Genomic DNA, 15,732 nt, shown 5'->3' on the forward strand with positions numbered 1-15,732 from the left:
GGGTGTCGTCGATGAAAAGCGTGATCTTGTCCAACGTCCTGGCCCTGGCGGTCATCGTTTCAACAACTGCTGGCCTGGTCGAAAAGACCTTTGCAGCAGAACCGGACAAGCAGTTCTTTCAATCAGTGGAAGGCAAATGGGTCGGTCCCGGAGAAATCGTCGCCGGCAAGTACAAGGGGACGAAATTCACCTGCAGCTTCACCGGCTCGACACCCGACGGCAAGATTGGCATGTCGCTCGACGGCGGTTGCCGGGTCGGCATGTTCACCCAGCAGATGTCGGCGACTATCCAGCGCAAGGGCCGCGAAGGCTATAAGGGCAGTTTCATGGGCGGCGCCGCCGGTTCCGGCCTCGACATCGTCGGCGGCAATGTGGTCAGCGCCAACAAGGTCGTCTTCACCATCAACCGCAACCAGTTGCGCGGCGTCATGCAAGCCCTCGTCCCCAACGACAATTCTATGACGGTCACGGTTGCGGTGCGTGTCGACCAGCAATTGGTGCCGGTCATCGGCATGAAGCTGAAGCGGGTCGATGCGCTCGAGGTCGGCTCCATCGCGCCGAACTGAGTGATTATTTTGCGCGTTCGATAGGACGCGCGTGCCGGGTGCGTAAAAGCTGTGGAGCGCGCCTGCAACACTGCCGCACCAGTTTCCGGATTCGGACTGTTCGTTCTCCGCCGAAGCCCCTATCTTGGCCGCTCGATGCCGCAGCACATGCAGCGGTCCTCTAGAGAACGGAATGGCAGGCATGGCGGCAGAGGCAGCGGGCAGCGATCTTATCCACGTGGTGGCGCTGCTGGCCGCAGGTGTTGTCGCCGTGCCGATTTTCAAGCGCATGGGGCTTGGCTCCATCCTAGGCTATCTGGCGGCCGGCGTGGTGATCGGGCCGTTCGGACTTCGTATCTTTTCCGAATCGGAAGCCATTCTTCACGTCGCCGAACTCGGCGTCGTCATGTTCCTGTTCATCATCGGGCTGGAGATGCAGCCGTCACGGCTATGGGGCCTCAGGCGAGAGATCTTTGGCCTTGGGGCATTGCAGGTCGGCGTGTGCGCGCTGTTGCTCACCTGCGTCGGACTGGCAGGCGGTTTTCCGATCGCGCAGTCCTTTGTCGCCGGCGCCGGCTTCGTGCTGACCTCGACGGCGATCGTCATGCAGCTTCTGGAAGAACGCGGAGAGATTGCAGCGCCCAAAGGCCAGCGCATCGTCTCTATCCTGCTGCTCGAGGATCTGGCGATCGTGCCGCTGCTGGCGCTGATTGCTTTCCTGGCACCGGGCGGCGCCGATATGAGCCTGACGCAGCGGCTGACCGAGGTGGGCATCGGCCTTGCTGCCATCCTCGGACTGGTGCTGGCCGGGCGTTTCCTGCTCAATCCGTTCTTCCGCATCCTGGCCGATGCCCGCGCCCGCGAGGTGATGACGGCGGCCGCTCTTCTGGTCGTTCTAGGATCAGCGCTTGTCATGCAGCTCAGCGGCCTCTCGATGGCGATGGGCGCTTTCCTGGCCGGCGTGCTGTTGTCGGAATCCACCTTCCGCCATCAGCTGGAGGCCGATGTCGAACCATTCCGCGGTGTCCTGCTCGGGCTGTTCTTCCTAGCGGTCGGCATGTCGCTAGACCTGCATGTGGTCGTCGAGAACTGGCAGCTTGTCGCCGTCTACGTCGTCGCCTACATGGCGATTAAGGCGATCGGCATCTATCTCGTCGCCCGCATCCTCAAGACCGGTCACCGCGAAGCGCTCGAGCGTGCCGTGTTCATGGCGCAAGGCGGCGAATTTGCCTTCGTTCTCTATTCCGCCGCAGCAGCGGTCGGCATCATCGACAGCCAGGCCAATGCGACCCTGACGGCGATCGTCATCATCTCCATGGCGCTGACGCCCCTGGCCATAGTGGCGTTGCGGTACTTGACACCGCGCGACGAGCAATCGCTTGAAGGCGTCGACATTGCCGATGGCCTTACCGGCAGCGTGCTGATCATCGGCTTTGGACGCTTCGGCCAGATCGCCAGCCAGCCGCTGCTGTTGCGCGGGATCGACGTGTCGATCATCGACAATGACGTCGAAATGATCCAGGCGGCCGCCGATTTCGGCTTCAAGGTCTACTATGGCGACGGCACGCGGCTGGATATCCTCCATGCCGCGGGCGCCGGCCGTGCACGCGCCGTGCTCATATGCGTCGACAAGGCAGATGTCGCCATCCGCATTGCCGAACTCATCAAGGCGGAGTTCCCCTTACTCACGGTGCTGGCAAGAGCCTTCGACCGGGGCACGGCGCTGCAATTGATTCGTGTAGGTGTCGACTTCCAGCTCCGGGAAACCTTCGAATCAGCCCTCGTTTTCGGTGGTTCCACCCTCGAAGCCCTGGGTGTCGACCCGGAAGAGGTCGCCGAAGTGATCGAGGATGTCCGACGACGCGATACTGCCCGCATCGAAACGCAGCTTGCCGAAGGCATTCGGGCCGGACAACGCTTCCTGAAGGGCAATATCGGCACGCCCATTCCGACACCGCTCACCCCGCCACGTCGTACCGGCCAGGCGCTCAACGAGGAGACCGCCGGCGTGCTGCATAAATCCGAACCTGCGGACTGACCGAGGAATCGCTCATGGACATCGACACGCAAGCCATTTCAGTCACCAAATTCTGGCGTGACGCCGGGAAGGATGCATGGTTCGAGAAGCATGACGCCTTCGACACGGAGTTCCGCAACCGGTTTCTCGAACTGCACTACGCAGCCGCACGGCGTGAATGTGACGACTGGTCGGAGCATGCCGAAGGCTCGCTGGCGCTGATGATCCTGCTCGACCAGTTCCCGCGAAATTGCTTTCGTGGCACCGGCCACATGTATGCCACCGACCCGCTGGCAAGGCATTTCGCTGCAAAAGCCATCGCCGCCGGCCAGGATCTGGCGCTGGACGAAGACCTGCGCGCCTTCCTCTATTTGCCGTATGAGCATTCGGAAGATCTCGGCGACCAGCTCAAATCGATGGAGCTGTTTACCGCCAAAGCCCCATCCTATCTGAAATATGCGGTTGAGCACCTGGAGATCATTCAGCGCTTCGGCCGCTTTCCGCATCGAAACAGAATGCTTGGCCGCGAAACGACGGCGGAAGAACAGGTGTTCCTCGACGGAGGCGGATTTTCCGGCTGAGTTCAGTGCGTCGGACCCACAGGTGGTTACCGGTTTGGGTCCGATGCTTCAGGCCCGCCACCAATCCCGGCCAGACGGCAATTGCTCGATGCCGGCGCTGTCGAGAGCGGCTAGCCGCTCCGGCACGCTTCTGCCGCCGACGGTGAGGCCAGGCGCGATCTCGGCCAGCGGCGCCAGAACGAAGGCGCGCTCCAGCATGCGCGGATGCGGCACTTCCAGCCCGGTTTCGTGAATGATCCGATCGCCGAACACCAGAATGTCGATATCGATCAGGCGTGGCCCCCAGCGTTCCTCACGCACCCGCTTCAATCTGCGTTCGACGTCGAGACAAAGATCGAGCAATGCATGTGGTGCGAGTGCGGTCGAAATTTCGGCCGCCGCATTGAGAAAATCCGGCTGATCGAGCTTGCCCCAGGGTGGCGTGCGATAAAGCGAGGAGACGACGACGACACGCGTGTCCTGGTCTGCGTCCATCATGCGCAGCGCCGCGCCCATCGACCTTGCCGGGTCGCCGATATTGCCACCAAGGCTGAGATAGACAGTGTTATTATTGTTGTTTTTATTCTGGCCAAACAACGGTCACCTCGACGTAATCGAGCACGCCGGGCACCGGCGCGTTCGGCTTGCGCACTGTGATCTCGGCCCTTTTGATCTGGGGAAACCGGGCCGTCAGCGCCCGGGCCACCTCCAGCGCCAGCGCTTCTATCAGAAAACGCCTCTCTCCGGTTATGATCCTTTCGATCACCCCGAAGGCGACACCATAGTGGACGGTGTCCTCGATGGAATCATCGACCAGCGCGCGGCCGGGTTCGACGGTGAGCGCAGCGTCGACATAGAAGCGCTGGCCGAGCGTCTCCTCCTCATCCAGCACGCCGTGCCGGGCGAAGAAGGCGCAGTTCTTCATGCGGATGACATACATCGCTCAGCGTCCCGCTCGATTAGAGCGACGTGCGTCCGCCTGGACGCACATGCTCTAACGCTTTAAATTTACGCATCGCGCCGAAATCGATTCCGATTTCCGAACCTATGCGGTGGTTTCACGCGCCAGCATAGCATCCGCAAGCGCCAGCGCATCCACATTGATTGCGACATCGTGGACGCGAAATAGCTGCGCGCCCTTGAGTCTCAGGATGACACTCGTCGCCGCCGTTCCGGCGCCTCTGGCCGAGGCGTCGCGGCCGGTGACGGCGCCGATGAAGCGCTTTCGCGAAGTGCCCGCCATCAGCGGAAAACCCAACGCACCGAGTTCGGAAAACCGTGCCATCAGGTCGAGGTTTTCTTCCGCTGTTTCCTTGGCAAAGCCGAAGCCCGGATCAAGCACGATCTGGTCGTCGGCAATGCCGCTTCGCCGGGCGATTTCCAGTGATTTCCTGAGGAAGAAAAACTGATCGTCGATCACATCGGGCAGTTTCTGCCGGTCACGCCCCGTGTGCATGATGATAAGCCCGGCACCGGTCTCGGCCGCGACCCGCGCGATGCCGGGTTCGCGCTGCAGGCCCCAGACATCGTTGACGATATGAGCGCCGGCGGCGACGGCAAGCCGGGCGGTGTCCTCGCGATAGGTATCGACCGAAATCAGTGCCTTGCCAAATCTGGTGAGCGCCTCGATGATCGGCAGCACGCGGGCCTGCTCTTCCTCGGCGGTTACCGGAGATGCGCCGGGGCGTGTCGATTCCCCGCCGACGTCAATGACGGCGGCCCCCTCTTCCACCATCCGGCGCGCCTGGGCGACCGCCTGTTCGGGCGCAACGAACAGCCCCCCGTCGGAAAAACTGTCCGGCGTGACGTTGAGAATGCCGACGATCACAGCCTTGCCGCAAAGGTCGAGACGGGCCCCATGCGCCAGCTGCCATCGCCCTGTCGTCATTGTCCATCAACCATGTGTGATCCATCAAAGATCAATTCCATTGCGTCGGCAACGGCCGTAACGCAAGGTGGGCAAAGAGGCAACATGATGAAACGCTCCCTGCTCTGTGCCCTGATGCTCGCTTTTTCCGCCTTGCCGGCGGGCACGGCGAGTCTGGTAAAAACATATAGCTACTTCAGCATCGGCGGCAGGACGCTCGACGACATCGGAACCCAGCTTACGAAACTCGGACCCCAAGTGAAAAGCACCGGGATGCGGCATCCGGGCGCTACACAGATGGCATTCACCACCCGCGTCAGCTACGCGGAAAAATCGAATTCCTGCCGGATTGCCGACGCCAACGTCATCGTCAAGGTCAAGGTGATCCTTCCCGAGTGGCGCCGCTCGCGCAAAGCCGATGCGGGCGTAAGGCTGTTCTGGGACACGTTGTCCGCCGACATCAAGCGCCACGAGGACCGCCATGTCGAGATCGCCAAGAACCATGCCCGCGAACTCGAGGATGCGCTGAAAGCGACCTACCCGCGGAAGAATTGCCAGGAGGCCAAGACCAAGGCTGCGGAGATAGCCGCTGCAATTCTTGCCAAGCACGATCGGGCCCAGGTGCAATTCGATCGCGTCGAGACCATCAATTTCGAAAGCCGCATCCTCAGGCTGCTGCGTTATCGCATGGAGCGCATCGAAAACGGCCGGCTGCCGGGCTAGCCTGCGCCAGACGGTAACGATTTAGGCACTGGCAGGACCTTCGCCTCGACACGTCGGGGATCGCCTGCTACTGCCACGCCGCTGTTAGACTAAACGCATGCCGGTCGGTAGTCCGGCGGTCCCGCCTCGCGGGATTCGAAGCCCCGCTGCTGGTGGTGAAAGTCTGACACTGACCGGTGGATGGCAAGAAGCAACCCTACTGAGACCTATCGTGCGCGGAATTGTCTGGAGTGCGCCGTCTCACTTTCTCCTGCGTGCCCCACGTCCGCATTTGACATCCCCAAGCCGGGCTACCGTATATCCGTGATGTCTCAATAATGTACCGAGGCCAGAAGGCTGCCGTAAGCTCCTCGCACTGGCCCTTATTGCGTCTTACGTTTGGCGCATCGATTAAGTGAGGGTATGACAATGCCGGAGACTGCAACCCTGTCCTCGAAATTCCAGATATCGATCCCCAAGGCGATCCGGACCGCCCAGCATTGGGAAGCGGGTTTGACCTTTGCCTTCATCCCGAAGGGAACGGGCGTGCTACTCGTCCCTGTGCCGAAGCGGGAAGCGCTGAAGGGGCTGGCGAAGGACGCTGCGGCGACGGAATATCGCGACCGGTCGGACCGTTTCTGATGGTGCTCGTCGATACCTCGGCGTGGATCGAATGGCTGATAGGCTCTCCAACTGGAGAGCAAGTGGCCGAGCATCTGCCCGAGCGAGCCGACTGGCTCATTCCGACCATGGTGCAGTTGGAACTCGCAAAATGGCTCACTCGCGAAGCAGGCGAAGACAAAGCCGATCAGACCATCGCCTTTACGCAGGTTTGTACGGTGGTCCGCTCGACAGGGAAATCGCCCTCGCGGTCGCCGAAGCCTGCCGGAAGCACAAATTGACGATCGCAGATGCGATCATTTTCGCGACCGCTCGGGCGCATGACGCGACGCTCCTGACTTGTGACAAGCATTTCGAGAGCCTGCCAGTCGTCACCCTCATCGAAAAGATCTAGCGTTGACATCGTTGGGCCGCGGGGTGATGTCGGCTCCGACAGCTCACGACTCGGGTACCAAGCGTCAGGCCTTCACCGCTAGCCGGCGACGCCGAGCTTCTTCTGCAGGCTGGTCGACGACGTCGTATACTGGAATACGATGCGCTCGCCGGGGCTGACGATGCGCTTGGCTGCCTGCGCCATCAGCGCGACCTCATGGAAGCCGGACAGGATCAGCTTCAGCTTGCCGGGGTACCAGTTGATGTCGCCGACGGCGAAGATGCCCGGTACCGACGTCTGGAATTTCTCGGTGTCGACCGGGATCATGTTCTCATGAAGATTGAGCCCCCACTCGGCGATCGGCCCGAGCTTCATGGTCAGGCCGAAGAACGGCAGCATCCGCGTGCACGGCACCTCGGTGTCACCGTCCGGTCCCTTGATGGTCGCGGAGGAAAGCTGGCCGTCCTTGCCGGTCAGTCCGGTCACCTGCCCGACCTGGAAATCCAGTTCCTTCATCTCCTGCATGGCGTACATCTTGTTGACGCTGTCGGGTGCCGCGCGGAACTCCGGCCGTCGGTGGACCAGTGTCACGCTCTTGGCCACCGGCTGCAGGTTCAGCGTCCAGTCGAGCGCCGAATCGCCGCCACCGACGATGACAAGGTCGTGGCCGCGAAATTCCTCCATTCGGCGAACCGAGTAGAAGACGCTCTTGCCTTCATAAAGCTCGATGCCGGGAATCGGCGGCCGCTTCGGCTGGAACGAACCGCCGCCGGCGGCGATAACCACAACCTTGGCCTCGAACACCTCGTTCTCGTCGGTGACGACGCGAAAGCTACCGTCCTCGAGCTTTTCGAGGCTCGAGACCATGCGGTTGAAGGTGAAGTCGGGTTTGAACGGCGCGATCTGCTCAAGCAGCTTGTCGATCAGCCCCTGCGCCGAGATCGATGGCCAGCCGGGAATATCGTAGATCGGCTTTTCCGGATAGAGTTCGGCGCATTGCCCGCCGGGCCGGTCGAGTATGTCGATCAGATGGCACTTCATGTCGAAGAGGCCGAGTTCGAACACGGCGAACAGGCCGACAGGCCCTGCCCCGACAATCAATACGTCCGTTCTGGTGATATCGGTCATGAATGCGCCTTTGATGCGCATGACCCCGAAAATCAGAATCGATTTCCGTTGGGACCATGCGCCAGATCACGGTGCTACAGCCGTACTTTGCGTGTCCAAGAGGCGCGCAACGCTGTAGAGAACGGCGCGACACTGCATGACCATTGGCCCGCTGCCAAGCGGGGGCCGAAAAAATCGGCCATATACCCGCGCTTCAGCCTTCACTCTTCAGCCTTGGCGGGCGGGCACGCGCACAACCAGGCCGTCGAGAGCGTCGCGCACCTTGATCTGACAGGAGAGCCGTGAGTTCGGCTGGACGTCGTAGGCGAAGTCCAGCATGTCCTCTTCCATTGCTTCCGGCTCGCCGACCTCCGCCGTCCATGCCTCGTCGACATAGACGTGGCAGGTCGCACAGGCGCAGGCGCCACCGCATTCGGCCTCGATCCCCGGCACGGCGTTGCGGATCGCGTTCTCCATGACGGTCGAGCCGTTTTCGGCATCCACGTCAAAATGTGTGCCGTCATGGGCGATGAAGGTCAGCTTGGTCATTTGTCACCTGAAGGAAGTCCCAGCCGAGATAATCACTCCGGCAGACAAGTCAACTGCCGCGCGAAAGCGGCGTTCTATGCCGCTTTTCTCGGAAATGGGTTTAACGGCTGATGGCGGCGACGAAATCGCGGACTTCTTCGATCAGCGAGCCAAGCCGCTTGAGGGTATTGGTGTCTTCAGGCTGATGTTCGATCGCGCTGGCGCAGTCTGCGATAGCGAAAGCGCCGACACCGCGCGCCGAGCCTTTCAGCCCATGCGCCAGAAGCAATCTTTGCCCCACATCGGCGTCGACGATCTTATCGCGAACGGAAAGCGCCTGCTGCACGAACAGCGCCAGCACCTCTTGTTCAAGGCTGCGGTCGCCCATCGTCTGGCGTGCGAGGTGCGCCAGGTCCACCGGCCGCGACCCGGCTGTTCCCGACACGTCGCCTCCGGGCATAGAGAAGGCAATGCCGTTTTCGCCACGCATGAATCTGCAACTCCGTTCTTCGACCGCCGGGAAAATTAGGCGCATCCTGTGGATAACGGGTTAATGATTGGCCCGGAAAAATGTCCCGATAACGGCGCCGGAATCACGGTTCTGTTAACCTTATATTTAAAGTTTTACGTATCGCGCCGAATGCATGTTTTCTTTACCCGGGTGTGTCATTACGATACGACAGGTCCATTTTCAGCCTCTTGCGTGGGACACGACAAGCAGAATCAATAAGTCCCGCGGCAGCTTGTACAGGGTAGCGAAGGCATGGCGAAGAAAACAACGACGGCAAGAACGCTCGACAGCGACGTAGCCAGGGAACTCGAAAAAGCACTTGAAATCGACCTGAGCGGGGACGTCGGCGGCGATCTCGATATCGCGGCGTCGATGGAAGATCTGGAAGCCCAGATATCGCAGGCTGCCGACGAGCTGGCACGCGAAGGCCGCAACCAGAATGCCGAGCCTGTCGTCAGTCAAAGCCCGAACGCCGAGCCTGTCGCGGACCAGAGCCAGAAGGCGGAGCCCGTCGCCAACCAGGACCAAGCCCAGGACCAGGCAAAGCCCGCTGCAAAGGCCAAGCCGGCTGAACTGCGCCCTGTGGAAACGCGCAATGGCCAGCAGCCGGCTGGTTTCACGCCAGCCAATGATCCCCGTCAAAAAGATTACAAAACGCTGCTGCACACCCTCAATCGGCGTGCTTCCAACACGATCTATTGGGTCGTGGCGCTCGTTTCGCTCGTCTGGATCGCCGGTGCCGGTGCATTGGCCAATATGCTGTTTGGACCAAGCATCTGGCAGATCCGCACGCCCGACCAGTTTTTCGCCCGTCCCGAACTGATCGGCCTGGCGGCCGCTGCAATTCTGCCCCTCCTCCTGTTCTGGGCGTTTGCAGCCATGATTCGCCGCGCGCAGGAAATGCGCATCGCCGCTCAGTCGATGACGGAAGTGGCCTTCCGCCTCACCGAGCCGGAAAATATCGCCCAGGATCGCGTCATGATGATCGGGCAGGCGGTTCGCCGCGAGGTCGCAGCCATGGGCGAAGGCATCGAGCGTACGCTTGCGCGTGCCGTCGAGCTCGAAACCCTGGTGCACAGCGAAGTCAACCAGATCGAGCGCTCCTACTCGGAGAATGAATCCCGCATCCGCTCGCTTGTCGACGGGCTGGGCAGCGAGCGCGAAGCGGTGGTCACCCACGCCGAACGCGTGCGCGCCTCGATCACCGGCGCACATGAGACGCTGAAGGACGAAATCGGGGCTGCCAGCGACATCATCCGCGACAGCATCCTCAACGCCTCGACCAACCTGTCGATGACCATCACCAACTCAGGCGACACGCTGATCGACAGGATCAACCAAAGTTCGATGTCGATCTTCGATTCGGTGGAAGGCCGTCTCGAATCGATTACGGACCGGCTGTCGACTTCCGGCGAAGCCTTCGCCAGTCTCCTCGATACACGCATTGCCAAGCTGACGGACACGACCGACGGCCTCACCCGGTCGTTGACCGATCTGCTCGACGATCGGACCTCCGGCATGGTTTCGCTGCTTGGCGGCGCCGCGCGCACGCTCAACTCCGAATTCGAAGCTAGCCTTGACGGCATCGAGCGGACCCTGGCCGAACGCGGCCAGGCGCTGATTAGCGAATTCCAAACTCGCGCCGAAGCGCTGGACACCGGCACACAGAAGCTCAACGCCGCGCTCGAGGCCCGCGCACGCCAGATCAACGAGACCTTGGTCGAACGCGCGCGTGAAATCGCCCATACCTTCCAGGAAAGCAAAGAGACGCTATCGGCGATGATCGATCAGGGCAAAACCCAGATCGGCGCCGACATGGCCGACATCGTTTCGTCGACCTCGTCTATGCTTGAAGCGCGCGCCGGCGACTTCGCCGGGCGCATGGAAGCGGCCCGTCATGTGGTGTCGCGCTCCTTCGACGCCGACATCCAGCGGCTTGCCGATGCCCGCGTCGGCATCGAGGAAGCCGTCGAGAACCACAGCCGCAAGCTTTCCGAAAGCCGCGAACGCATGGCGGCGGCAATGGAAGCCGATCTGGCGAAATTCGCCGAAAGCCGCGCCGGCATCGACGCAGCGGTCACCGACCAGGTGCAGAAGCTTGCCGAAGGCCGCAACCTGATCTCGCGCGCTCTCGAAGAGGATTTGCGCAAGGTCAACGAGTCGCGTGCCACTATCGATGCTTCGCTCGGCAGCCATCTCGAAAGGCTCGAAGAGGGTCGCAACAGGCTCTCACAGGCTTTGAACGAAGACTCCGGAAAACTTGTGCAAGCCCGTACGATCATTGACGAAATGGTTGCCGGCCATGTTGGAAAGCTCGCCGAAGGCCGCAGCATTCTTTCACGCGCTCTCGAAGCCGATCTCGGCAAGCTGGCCGACAGCCGCGCCAGCATCGACGGGCTGGTCGCCGGTCAGGTCGAGAAGATCGCCGAAGGTCGCGCCATACTCGCCAAGGCGCTGGAGGCCGACGTTATCGGCATCAAGGGCCTCATCGAGAGCCATTCCGCCAAGCTGGCGGAAGATCGCACGCAGCTTTCGCGCTCACTTGAAACTGACCTTTCCGGCATCCGAGGGCTAATCGAGGACCATTCGGGCAGACTCGCCGACGATCGCAGCCTGCTTTCGCAGACGCTCGAGGCTGACCTTTCCAAATTGGCTGAAAGCCGGTCGAGTATCGACGGACTGGTCGCCGGCCAGGTCGAGAAGCTGGCCGAAGGCCGCGACATCCTCAAGCGCGCGCTGGAATCCGATCTCAACACGATCAAGGACGTCATATCGAGCCAGTCGGAAAGGCTGGCGGAGGACCGTGGTCAGCTCTCACAGGCATTGGAAGCCGATTTGCAGAGCGTAAACAGCCTCATCTCCGACCATATGAACAGACTTGCTCAGGATCGTTCGACCCTGTCGAAGGCGCTCGAAGACGATCTTGCCAAGCTGGCGGAAAGCCGCTCCAGCATCGATGGGCTGGTGACCGGCCAAGTCGAGAAGCTGGCAGAGGGGCGCGACATCCTCAGGCGCGCACTGGAAGCGGACCTCAACACTATCAAGGGCGTCGTCGCCGACCAGTCCCAGCAGTTGACCGACAGCCGCGCAGAGTTTGCCCGTGCGATCGAGGCCGATCTCGGCACCGTCAGCAATCTTGTCAACAGCCACGCCGAAAAACTCGTCCAGGAGCGCTCGACATTGTCGAAGGCGCTCGAAGACGATCTCGCCAAGCTGGCGGAAAGCCGGTCGAGCATCGACGGGCTGGTTGCCGGCCAGGTCGAGAAGCTGGCCGAAGGCCGCGATATCCTCAGACGTGCGCTGGAAGCAGACCTCAACACTATCAAGGGCGTCGTCGCCGACCAGTCGCAGCAGCTGACCGACAACCGGGCACAGTTTGCTCGGGCGCTGGAGGCTGATCTCGGCAGCGTCAACGGCCTTGTAAACAGCCACGCCGAGAAGCTCATCCAGGATCGCTCGACTCTGTCGAAGGCGCTCGAAGACGATCTCGCCAAACTGGCAGAGAGCCGGTCGAGCATCGACGGGCTGGTTGCCGGCCAAGTCGAGAAACTGGCCGAAGGGCGCGACATCCTCAGACGCGCGCTGGAAGCAGATTTGCAGAAAATCGCAGTGAGCCGCAGCGACGTAGACGAGATCATCGCCGGGCATGTCGGCAAGCTGGCCGAAGGCCGTGACGCGCTGACCCGTGCGCTGGAGGACGATCTCTCCAAACTCGCCGACACACGCAAGGAAGTCGACCGTTCCTTGTCCGGTCATATCGACCAGATCGCCGCCAGAAGCAGCGACATCTCCGATGCCATTGCCGCCGATGTCGAAAAGATCGAGCAGGCGTTCAGCCGCCAGACCGGCATCATCGAGGAGCGCGCCGGAACCATGGAGCGCGCGCTGTCGACCGGTGTCGACAACGTCCGCAGCGTGCTCGAAAAGAGCGCCGTCTTCGTTGCGGGAGCGCTGCGTGAAAAGGTGATGGAAGTCACCAGCGCGCTGCATGAACAGGCAGGCGCGGCGTTCAGCGACGCCGATCGCAAGATCGCCGAGCGTGCCGAGCAGACTTCGGCCGCCCTGCTCGCCAGGGCGGAGGATATCGCCCGCACCTTCGAGGAGGCGGACCGCCGCCTCGCCGAACGTGCCGAGGACAGGTCAAGCGCGCTCATTGCCCGCGCCGAGGATACATCGAGCGCAATCATCGCCCGTGTCGACGATACGTCGAACTCGTTGCTGGCGCGCGCCCAGGAAACAGCCGACCAGCTGGCAGTCCGTGCCAGCGAGATCGCCGGCACATTCGATGCGGCGGACCAGAAGCTGGTTGCCCGCGCAGTCGAAACGGCGCAGTCGCTGGCCGCACGCGCCGGCGATATCCTGCGCAATTTCGAAGGCGCCGACGAACGGCTCGGCGTGCGCATCGGCGAATCGGCCGAAGCGCTCGCGGCGCGGGCGTCAGACCTTGGCCGCATTTTCGATGCCGCCGATCAGCAGCTGATGTCGCGCATTGCCGAAGGTTCGGAAGCGCTGTCGGCCCGCGCATCCGAGATCGGCCGTATCTTCGACGAGGCGGATCACCGTCTGGTGTCCCGCATCGCCGACAGTTCGTCGACGATCGGAGAGCATACCGAGAACATCGTGGGGGCATTTGCCAGCACCGAGCAGCGGGTTGCCGAACGTGCGAGGCAAACCGGTCAGGAACTTGCCGTCCATGCCCGCGAAATCGAGCAGGCGCTGGCCGGCGCCGACGAGCGCCTGGCGTCCAGCGCCGCGGCTGCGGCGGCTCGCGTCGAAGAGCAGGTTGCCAACGTCGAGAACCGTCTCGCCTACACCACCGAGACGTTGGGCCAAAAGCTCAACGAGCAGGTTTCGACCGCCGAGGCGCAACTCATTTCGCGCGCCAATTCGATCGCGGAAACCTTCACTGCGGTCGGCCAGCATATCGGCCAGAGCACCAACGATGCGGCGAAGACGATCGGCACCAACACCCGCGAGCTCAACACCATGCTTGCGGCGCGTTCGGCGGAAATCTCGAAGATCCTCGACGAAACGGCACGGCCTTTGGTCGAGCGCTTCGCCCAGGGTGGCTCGGAACTGCAAAAGAGCATGGAAGAGGTGACCGAGCGCGCCACCGAGAAACTGCGCAGCGAAAACGCCGCCTTGGTCGACGCGCTCGCCAGCCGCACGGCCGAAACATTGTCGGCCGTCGAAGGAGCGCGCTCGACGCTTGCCGACAGTGTCGCTGATCTTATCGGCCGCATGAGCAACTCCAGCGCGCAGCTCGGTCAGCTGATCGAGCAGGCGGCGGCCAATCTGGGCCAGGTCGATGAACGCCTGAGCGGCAGCACGCAGAGCTTCGCGGCAACCACCGAAAAAGCCGCACAGACCTTCGCCAGTTCGGCGCGCCTGGTCGATTCGAATACGACACGGCTTACCGAATTGTCGTCTGCCACCTTGCGCGAGGTCGCCTCGATCGCCACCAAGTTCGACGAGCACAGCCGATTGCTGTCCAGTGCTTCGGACCTGTTGAGTTCGGCCCAGAGCAACCTCGAACACACGCTGGAAAGGCAGTCGTCGCTTGAAGACCTCGCCGTCGGCCTGGTCAAGAAATCGGAAGATCTCGAAAAGGTCATGCGCTCGTTCGAGACTCTGGTCGGCCAGACGTTGCAGAATGCCGAAGGCAAGACGCTGGAATCTGCGGACAAGATCCGTACCGCCATCTCCGACGTCGTCGATTCGGCAACGAAGCGCTTCGCCGACGCGACCGAGGAGATGCGACGCACCGCCGGCTCGATCAAAAGCGAGCTCGACCTCACCCGCGCCGAGCTCAAGAAGGGCGTCATCGAGATGCCCGAGGAGGCAAAGGAATCGACCACGGCCATCCGCCGCGCCGTTTCCGAGCAGATCAACGCGCTGAAAGAACTATCTGAAATCGTTGCCAAATCGGGCCGCAGCACTGACTCCGCGGAACCGCGCAATCTGCGTCCGGCACCGCAAGCGCCTGCCGCGCGCGCCGCTGAACCGCAGCGCCGTCCTTCCGCCCCGCAACCGGACCCTCGTGCCCCGCAGGCGCCATCGGGTGACACCGCACTGCGCGGCACGCTCGACCTGGAACGCCCGGCTGAGACGGCGCCGCGCCAGCGCGACCCCGGCCGTGCGCCGCAGGGCGGCTGGGTGCGCGATCTCTTGACCGGGGCATCGCGCGAAGAGGTCGCCAAGCCCGCGGCGCCCTCGGAAGCGCCACGCTCGGCACCTGCCCAGCGCTCGCCGCTTCATGTCGTGGAGTCGCTCAACTCGCTGTCCGTCGACATCGCCCGCGCCATCGATCACGATGCCTCGATCGAGTTGTGGAACCGCTACCGGCGCGGCGAGCGTGACGTGTTCACGCGGCGTCTCTACACGCTGAAAGGCCAGCAGACCTTCGACGAGATCCGCCGCAAATACCAGATGGAGGCGGAATTCCGTGCCGCCGTCGACCGCTACTGCGACGATTTCGAAAAGCTGCTCAAGGATGTGTCGCGCAACGACCGCGACAACATGATGGCGCAGACTTACCTGACATCGGACACCGGTAAGGTCTACACGATGCTTGCCCACGCCAGCGGCCGCCTGCATTGATCGGGCGCCAAACAAGAGGCGGGCCTCGGCCCGTCTCTTGTTTGCCCCGGGCAGCAAACTTGTGACGTGATGTTCACCGCATGTCGTCGGCCGCGCCGCCTTGCCGGCCTCCGCGTACCGGGACCTTCTCTCGTATAGCAACACCCGGCAGGGCAATGACGGGCAGCGCAAACCTCAAGCGATTGCTCTGCTGCGGCAGCGCCATCAATACCGCATTGCCGCCGGCCATCTGCCGCGCTATCTCAGGCGACCCCTGTCTGCCTCAGGCGACCCTGTCTGCCTCAGGCGCGACCCCTGTCTG

At 62.2% G+C, this 15,732-nt stretch carries 12 protein-coding genes and 1 pseudogene; 7 read left to right on the plus strand and 6 right to left on the minus strand.

The annotated features are described in order from the left end of the window. Positions 1–11 precede the first annotated feature (11 nt). The 3 genes from ABID19_RS23645 to ABID19_RS23655 all read left to right on the plus strand — a co-directional run bounded on the left by ABID19_RS23645 (position 12) and on the right by ABID19_RS23655 (position 3,143). Positions 12–566 carry a hypothetical protein gene (locus tag ABID19_RS23645; protein ID WP_354493342.1) on the plus strand — a complete coding sequence of 185 codons (555 nt, stop codon included), beginning with the start codon at positions 12–14 and terminating at the stop codon, positions 564–566. 181 nt (positions 567–747) lie between these two features. Next, complete coding sequence (locus tag ABID19_RS23650) at positions 748–2,583, plus strand: monovalent cation:proton antiporter-2 (CPA2) family protein (protein ID WP_354493343.1); 1,836 nt, start codon at positions 748–750, stop codon at positions 2,581–2,583. 14 nt (positions 2,584–2,597) lie between these two features. Next, positions 2,598–3,143 (plus strand): DUF924 family protein, encoded by a 546-nt coding sequence (locus ABID19_RS23655; protein ID WP_354493344.1) that lies wholly within the window; start codon positions 2,598–2,600, stop codon positions 3,141–3,143. 48 nt (positions 3,144–3,191) lie between these two features. On the opposite strand, the gene folK is transcribed toward ABID19_RS23655, so the two are convergent. The 3 genes from folK to folP form a co-directional block, all read right to left on the minus strand. Beyond that, positions 3,192–3,719 (minus strand): 2-amino-4-hydroxy-6-hydroxymethyldihydropteridine diphosphokinase, encoded by a 528-nt coding sequence (folK, locus tag ABID19_RS23660; RefSeq protein WP_354493345.1) that lies wholly within the window; start codon positions 3,717–3,719, stop codon positions 3,192–3,194. Continuing rightward, positions 3,703–4,062 carry a dihydroneopterin aldolase gene (gene folB, locus ABID19_RS23665; RefSeq protein WP_354493346.1) on the minus strand — a complete coding sequence of 120 codons (360 nt, stop codon included), beginning with the start codon at positions 4,060–4,062 and terminating at the stop codon, positions 3,703–3,705. The genes folK and folB overlap by 17 nt, the downstream gene beginning before the upstream one ends. A gap of 105 nt (positions 4,063–4,167) precedes the next feature. Further along, a complete protein-coding gene (gene folP, locus ABID19_RS23670; protein WP_354493347.1) occupies positions 4,168–5,010 on the minus strand; it encodes a dihydropteroate synthase in 843 nt (280 codons plus the stop codon). A gap of 84 nt (positions 5,011–5,094) precedes the next feature. On the opposite strand from folP, the gene ABID19_RS23675 reads away from it, so the two are divergent. From ABID19_RS23675 to ABID19_RS23685, 3 genes and pseudogenes are all read left to right on the plus strand, one after another. Further along, positions 5,095–5,712: a DUF922 domain-containing Zn-dependent protease gene (locus ABID19_RS23675; RefSeq protein ID WP_354493348.1), complete on the plus strand. Its 618-nt coding sequence runs from the start codon at positions 5,095–5,097 to the stop codon at positions 5,710–5,712. Between the two features lie 402 nt (positions 5,713–6,114). Next, on the plus strand, positions 6,115–6,333 hold the full coding sequence (locus ABID19_RS23680; RefSeq protein ID WP_354493349.1) for an AbrB/MazE/SpoVT family DNA-binding domain-containing protein: 219 nt from the start codon (positions 6,115–6,117) through the stop codon (positions 6,331–6,333). Further along, positions 6,333–6,706: pseudogene (locus ABID19_RS23685) on the plus strand (PIN domain-containing protein). The gene ABID19_RS23680 and the pseudogene ABID19_RS23685 overlap by 1 nt, the downstream one beginning before the upstream one ends. Positions 6,707–6,784: 78 nt before the next feature. Here the strand turns inward: ABID19_RS23685 and ABID19_RS23690 are convergent. The 3 genes from ABID19_RS23690 to ABID19_RS23700 form a co-directional block, all read right to left on the minus strand. Then, positions 6,785–7,813, minus strand: a complete 1,029-nt coding sequence (locus tag ABID19_RS23690) for an NAD(P)/FAD-dependent oxidoreductase (RefSeq protein WP_354493350.1) — start codon at positions 7,811–7,813, stop codon at positions 6,785–6,787. A 207-nt stretch (positions 7,814–8,020) separates the two neighbouring features. Then, entirely contained in the window at positions 8,021–8,341 is a 321-nt protein-coding gene (locus ABID19_RS23695; RefSeq protein WP_006334837.1) for a 2Fe-2S iron-sulfur cluster-binding protein, read from the minus strand. Positions 8,342–8,441: 100 nt separating this feature from the next. Beyond that, on the minus strand, positions 8,442–8,810 hold the full coding sequence (locus ABID19_RS23700; protein WP_354493351.1) for an Hpt domain-containing protein: 369 nt from the start codon (positions 8,808–8,810) through the stop codon (positions 8,442–8,444). A 273-nt stretch (positions 8,811–9,083) separates the two neighbouring features. Here ABID19_RS23700 and ABID19_RS23705 point away from each other — a divergent pair, with 273 nt between their 5' ends. Further along, on the plus strand, positions 9,084–15,431 hold the full coding sequence (locus ABID19_RS23705) for a kinesin (RefSeq protein ID WP_354493352.1): 6,348 nt from the start codon (positions 9,084–9,086) through the stop codon (positions 15,429–15,431). The last annotated feature ends 301 nt before the right edge of the window (positions 15,432–15,732 follow it).

Origin of the sequence: Mesorhizobium robiniae, assembly GCF_040545535.1 — a bacterium.
Lineage (GTDB): Bacteria > Pseudomonadota > Alphaproteobacteria > Rhizobiales > Rhizobiaceae > Mesorhizobium > Mesorhizobium robiniae.

Bases quoted from the DNA above. Each gene is read 5' to 3' on its own strand.
- ABID19_RS23645 (WP_354493342.1), top strand. From the start codon at position 12: ATGAAAAGCGTGATCTTGTCCAACGTCCTGGCCCTGGCGGTCATCGTT.
- ABID19_RS23650 (WP_354493343.1), top strand. From the start codon at position 748: ATGGCGGCAGAGGCAGCGGGCAGCGATCTTATCCACGTGGTGGCGCTG.
- ABID19_RS23655 (WP_354493344.1), top strand. From the start codon at position 2,598: ATGGACATCGACACGCAAGCCATTTCAGTCACCAAATTCTGGCGTGAC.
- folB (WP_354493346.1), bottom strand. From the start codon at position 4,062: ATGTATGTCATCCGCATGAAGAACTGCGCCTTCTTCGCCCGGCACGGC.
- folP (WP_354493347.1), bottom strand. From the start codon at position 5,010: ATGACGACAGGGCGATGGCAGCTGGCGCATGGGGCCCGTCTCGACCTT.
- ABID19_RS23675 (WP_354493348.1), top strand. From the start codon at position 5,095: ATGATGAAACGCTCCCTGCTCTGTGCCCTGATGCTCGCTTTTTCCGCC.
- ABID19_RS23680 (WP_354493349.1), top strand. From the start codon at position 6,115: ATGACAATGCCGGAGACTGCAACCCTGTCCTCGAAATTCCAGATATCG.
- ABID19_RS23690 (WP_354493350.1), bottom strand. From the start codon at position 7,813: ATGACCGATATCACCAGAACGGACGTATTGATTGTCGGGGCAGGGCCT.
- ABID19_RS23695 (WP_006334837.1), bottom strand. From the start codon at position 8,341: ATGACCAAGCTGACCTTCATCGCCCATGACGGCACACATTTTGACGTG.
- ABID19_RS23700 (WP_354493351.1), bottom strand. From the start codon at position 8,810: ATGCGTGGCGAAAACGGCATTGCCTTCTCTATGCCCGGAGGCGACGTG.
- ABID19_RS23705 (WP_354493352.1), top strand. From the start codon at position 9,084: ATGGCGAAGAAAACAACGACGGCAAGAACGCTCGACAGCGACGTAGCC.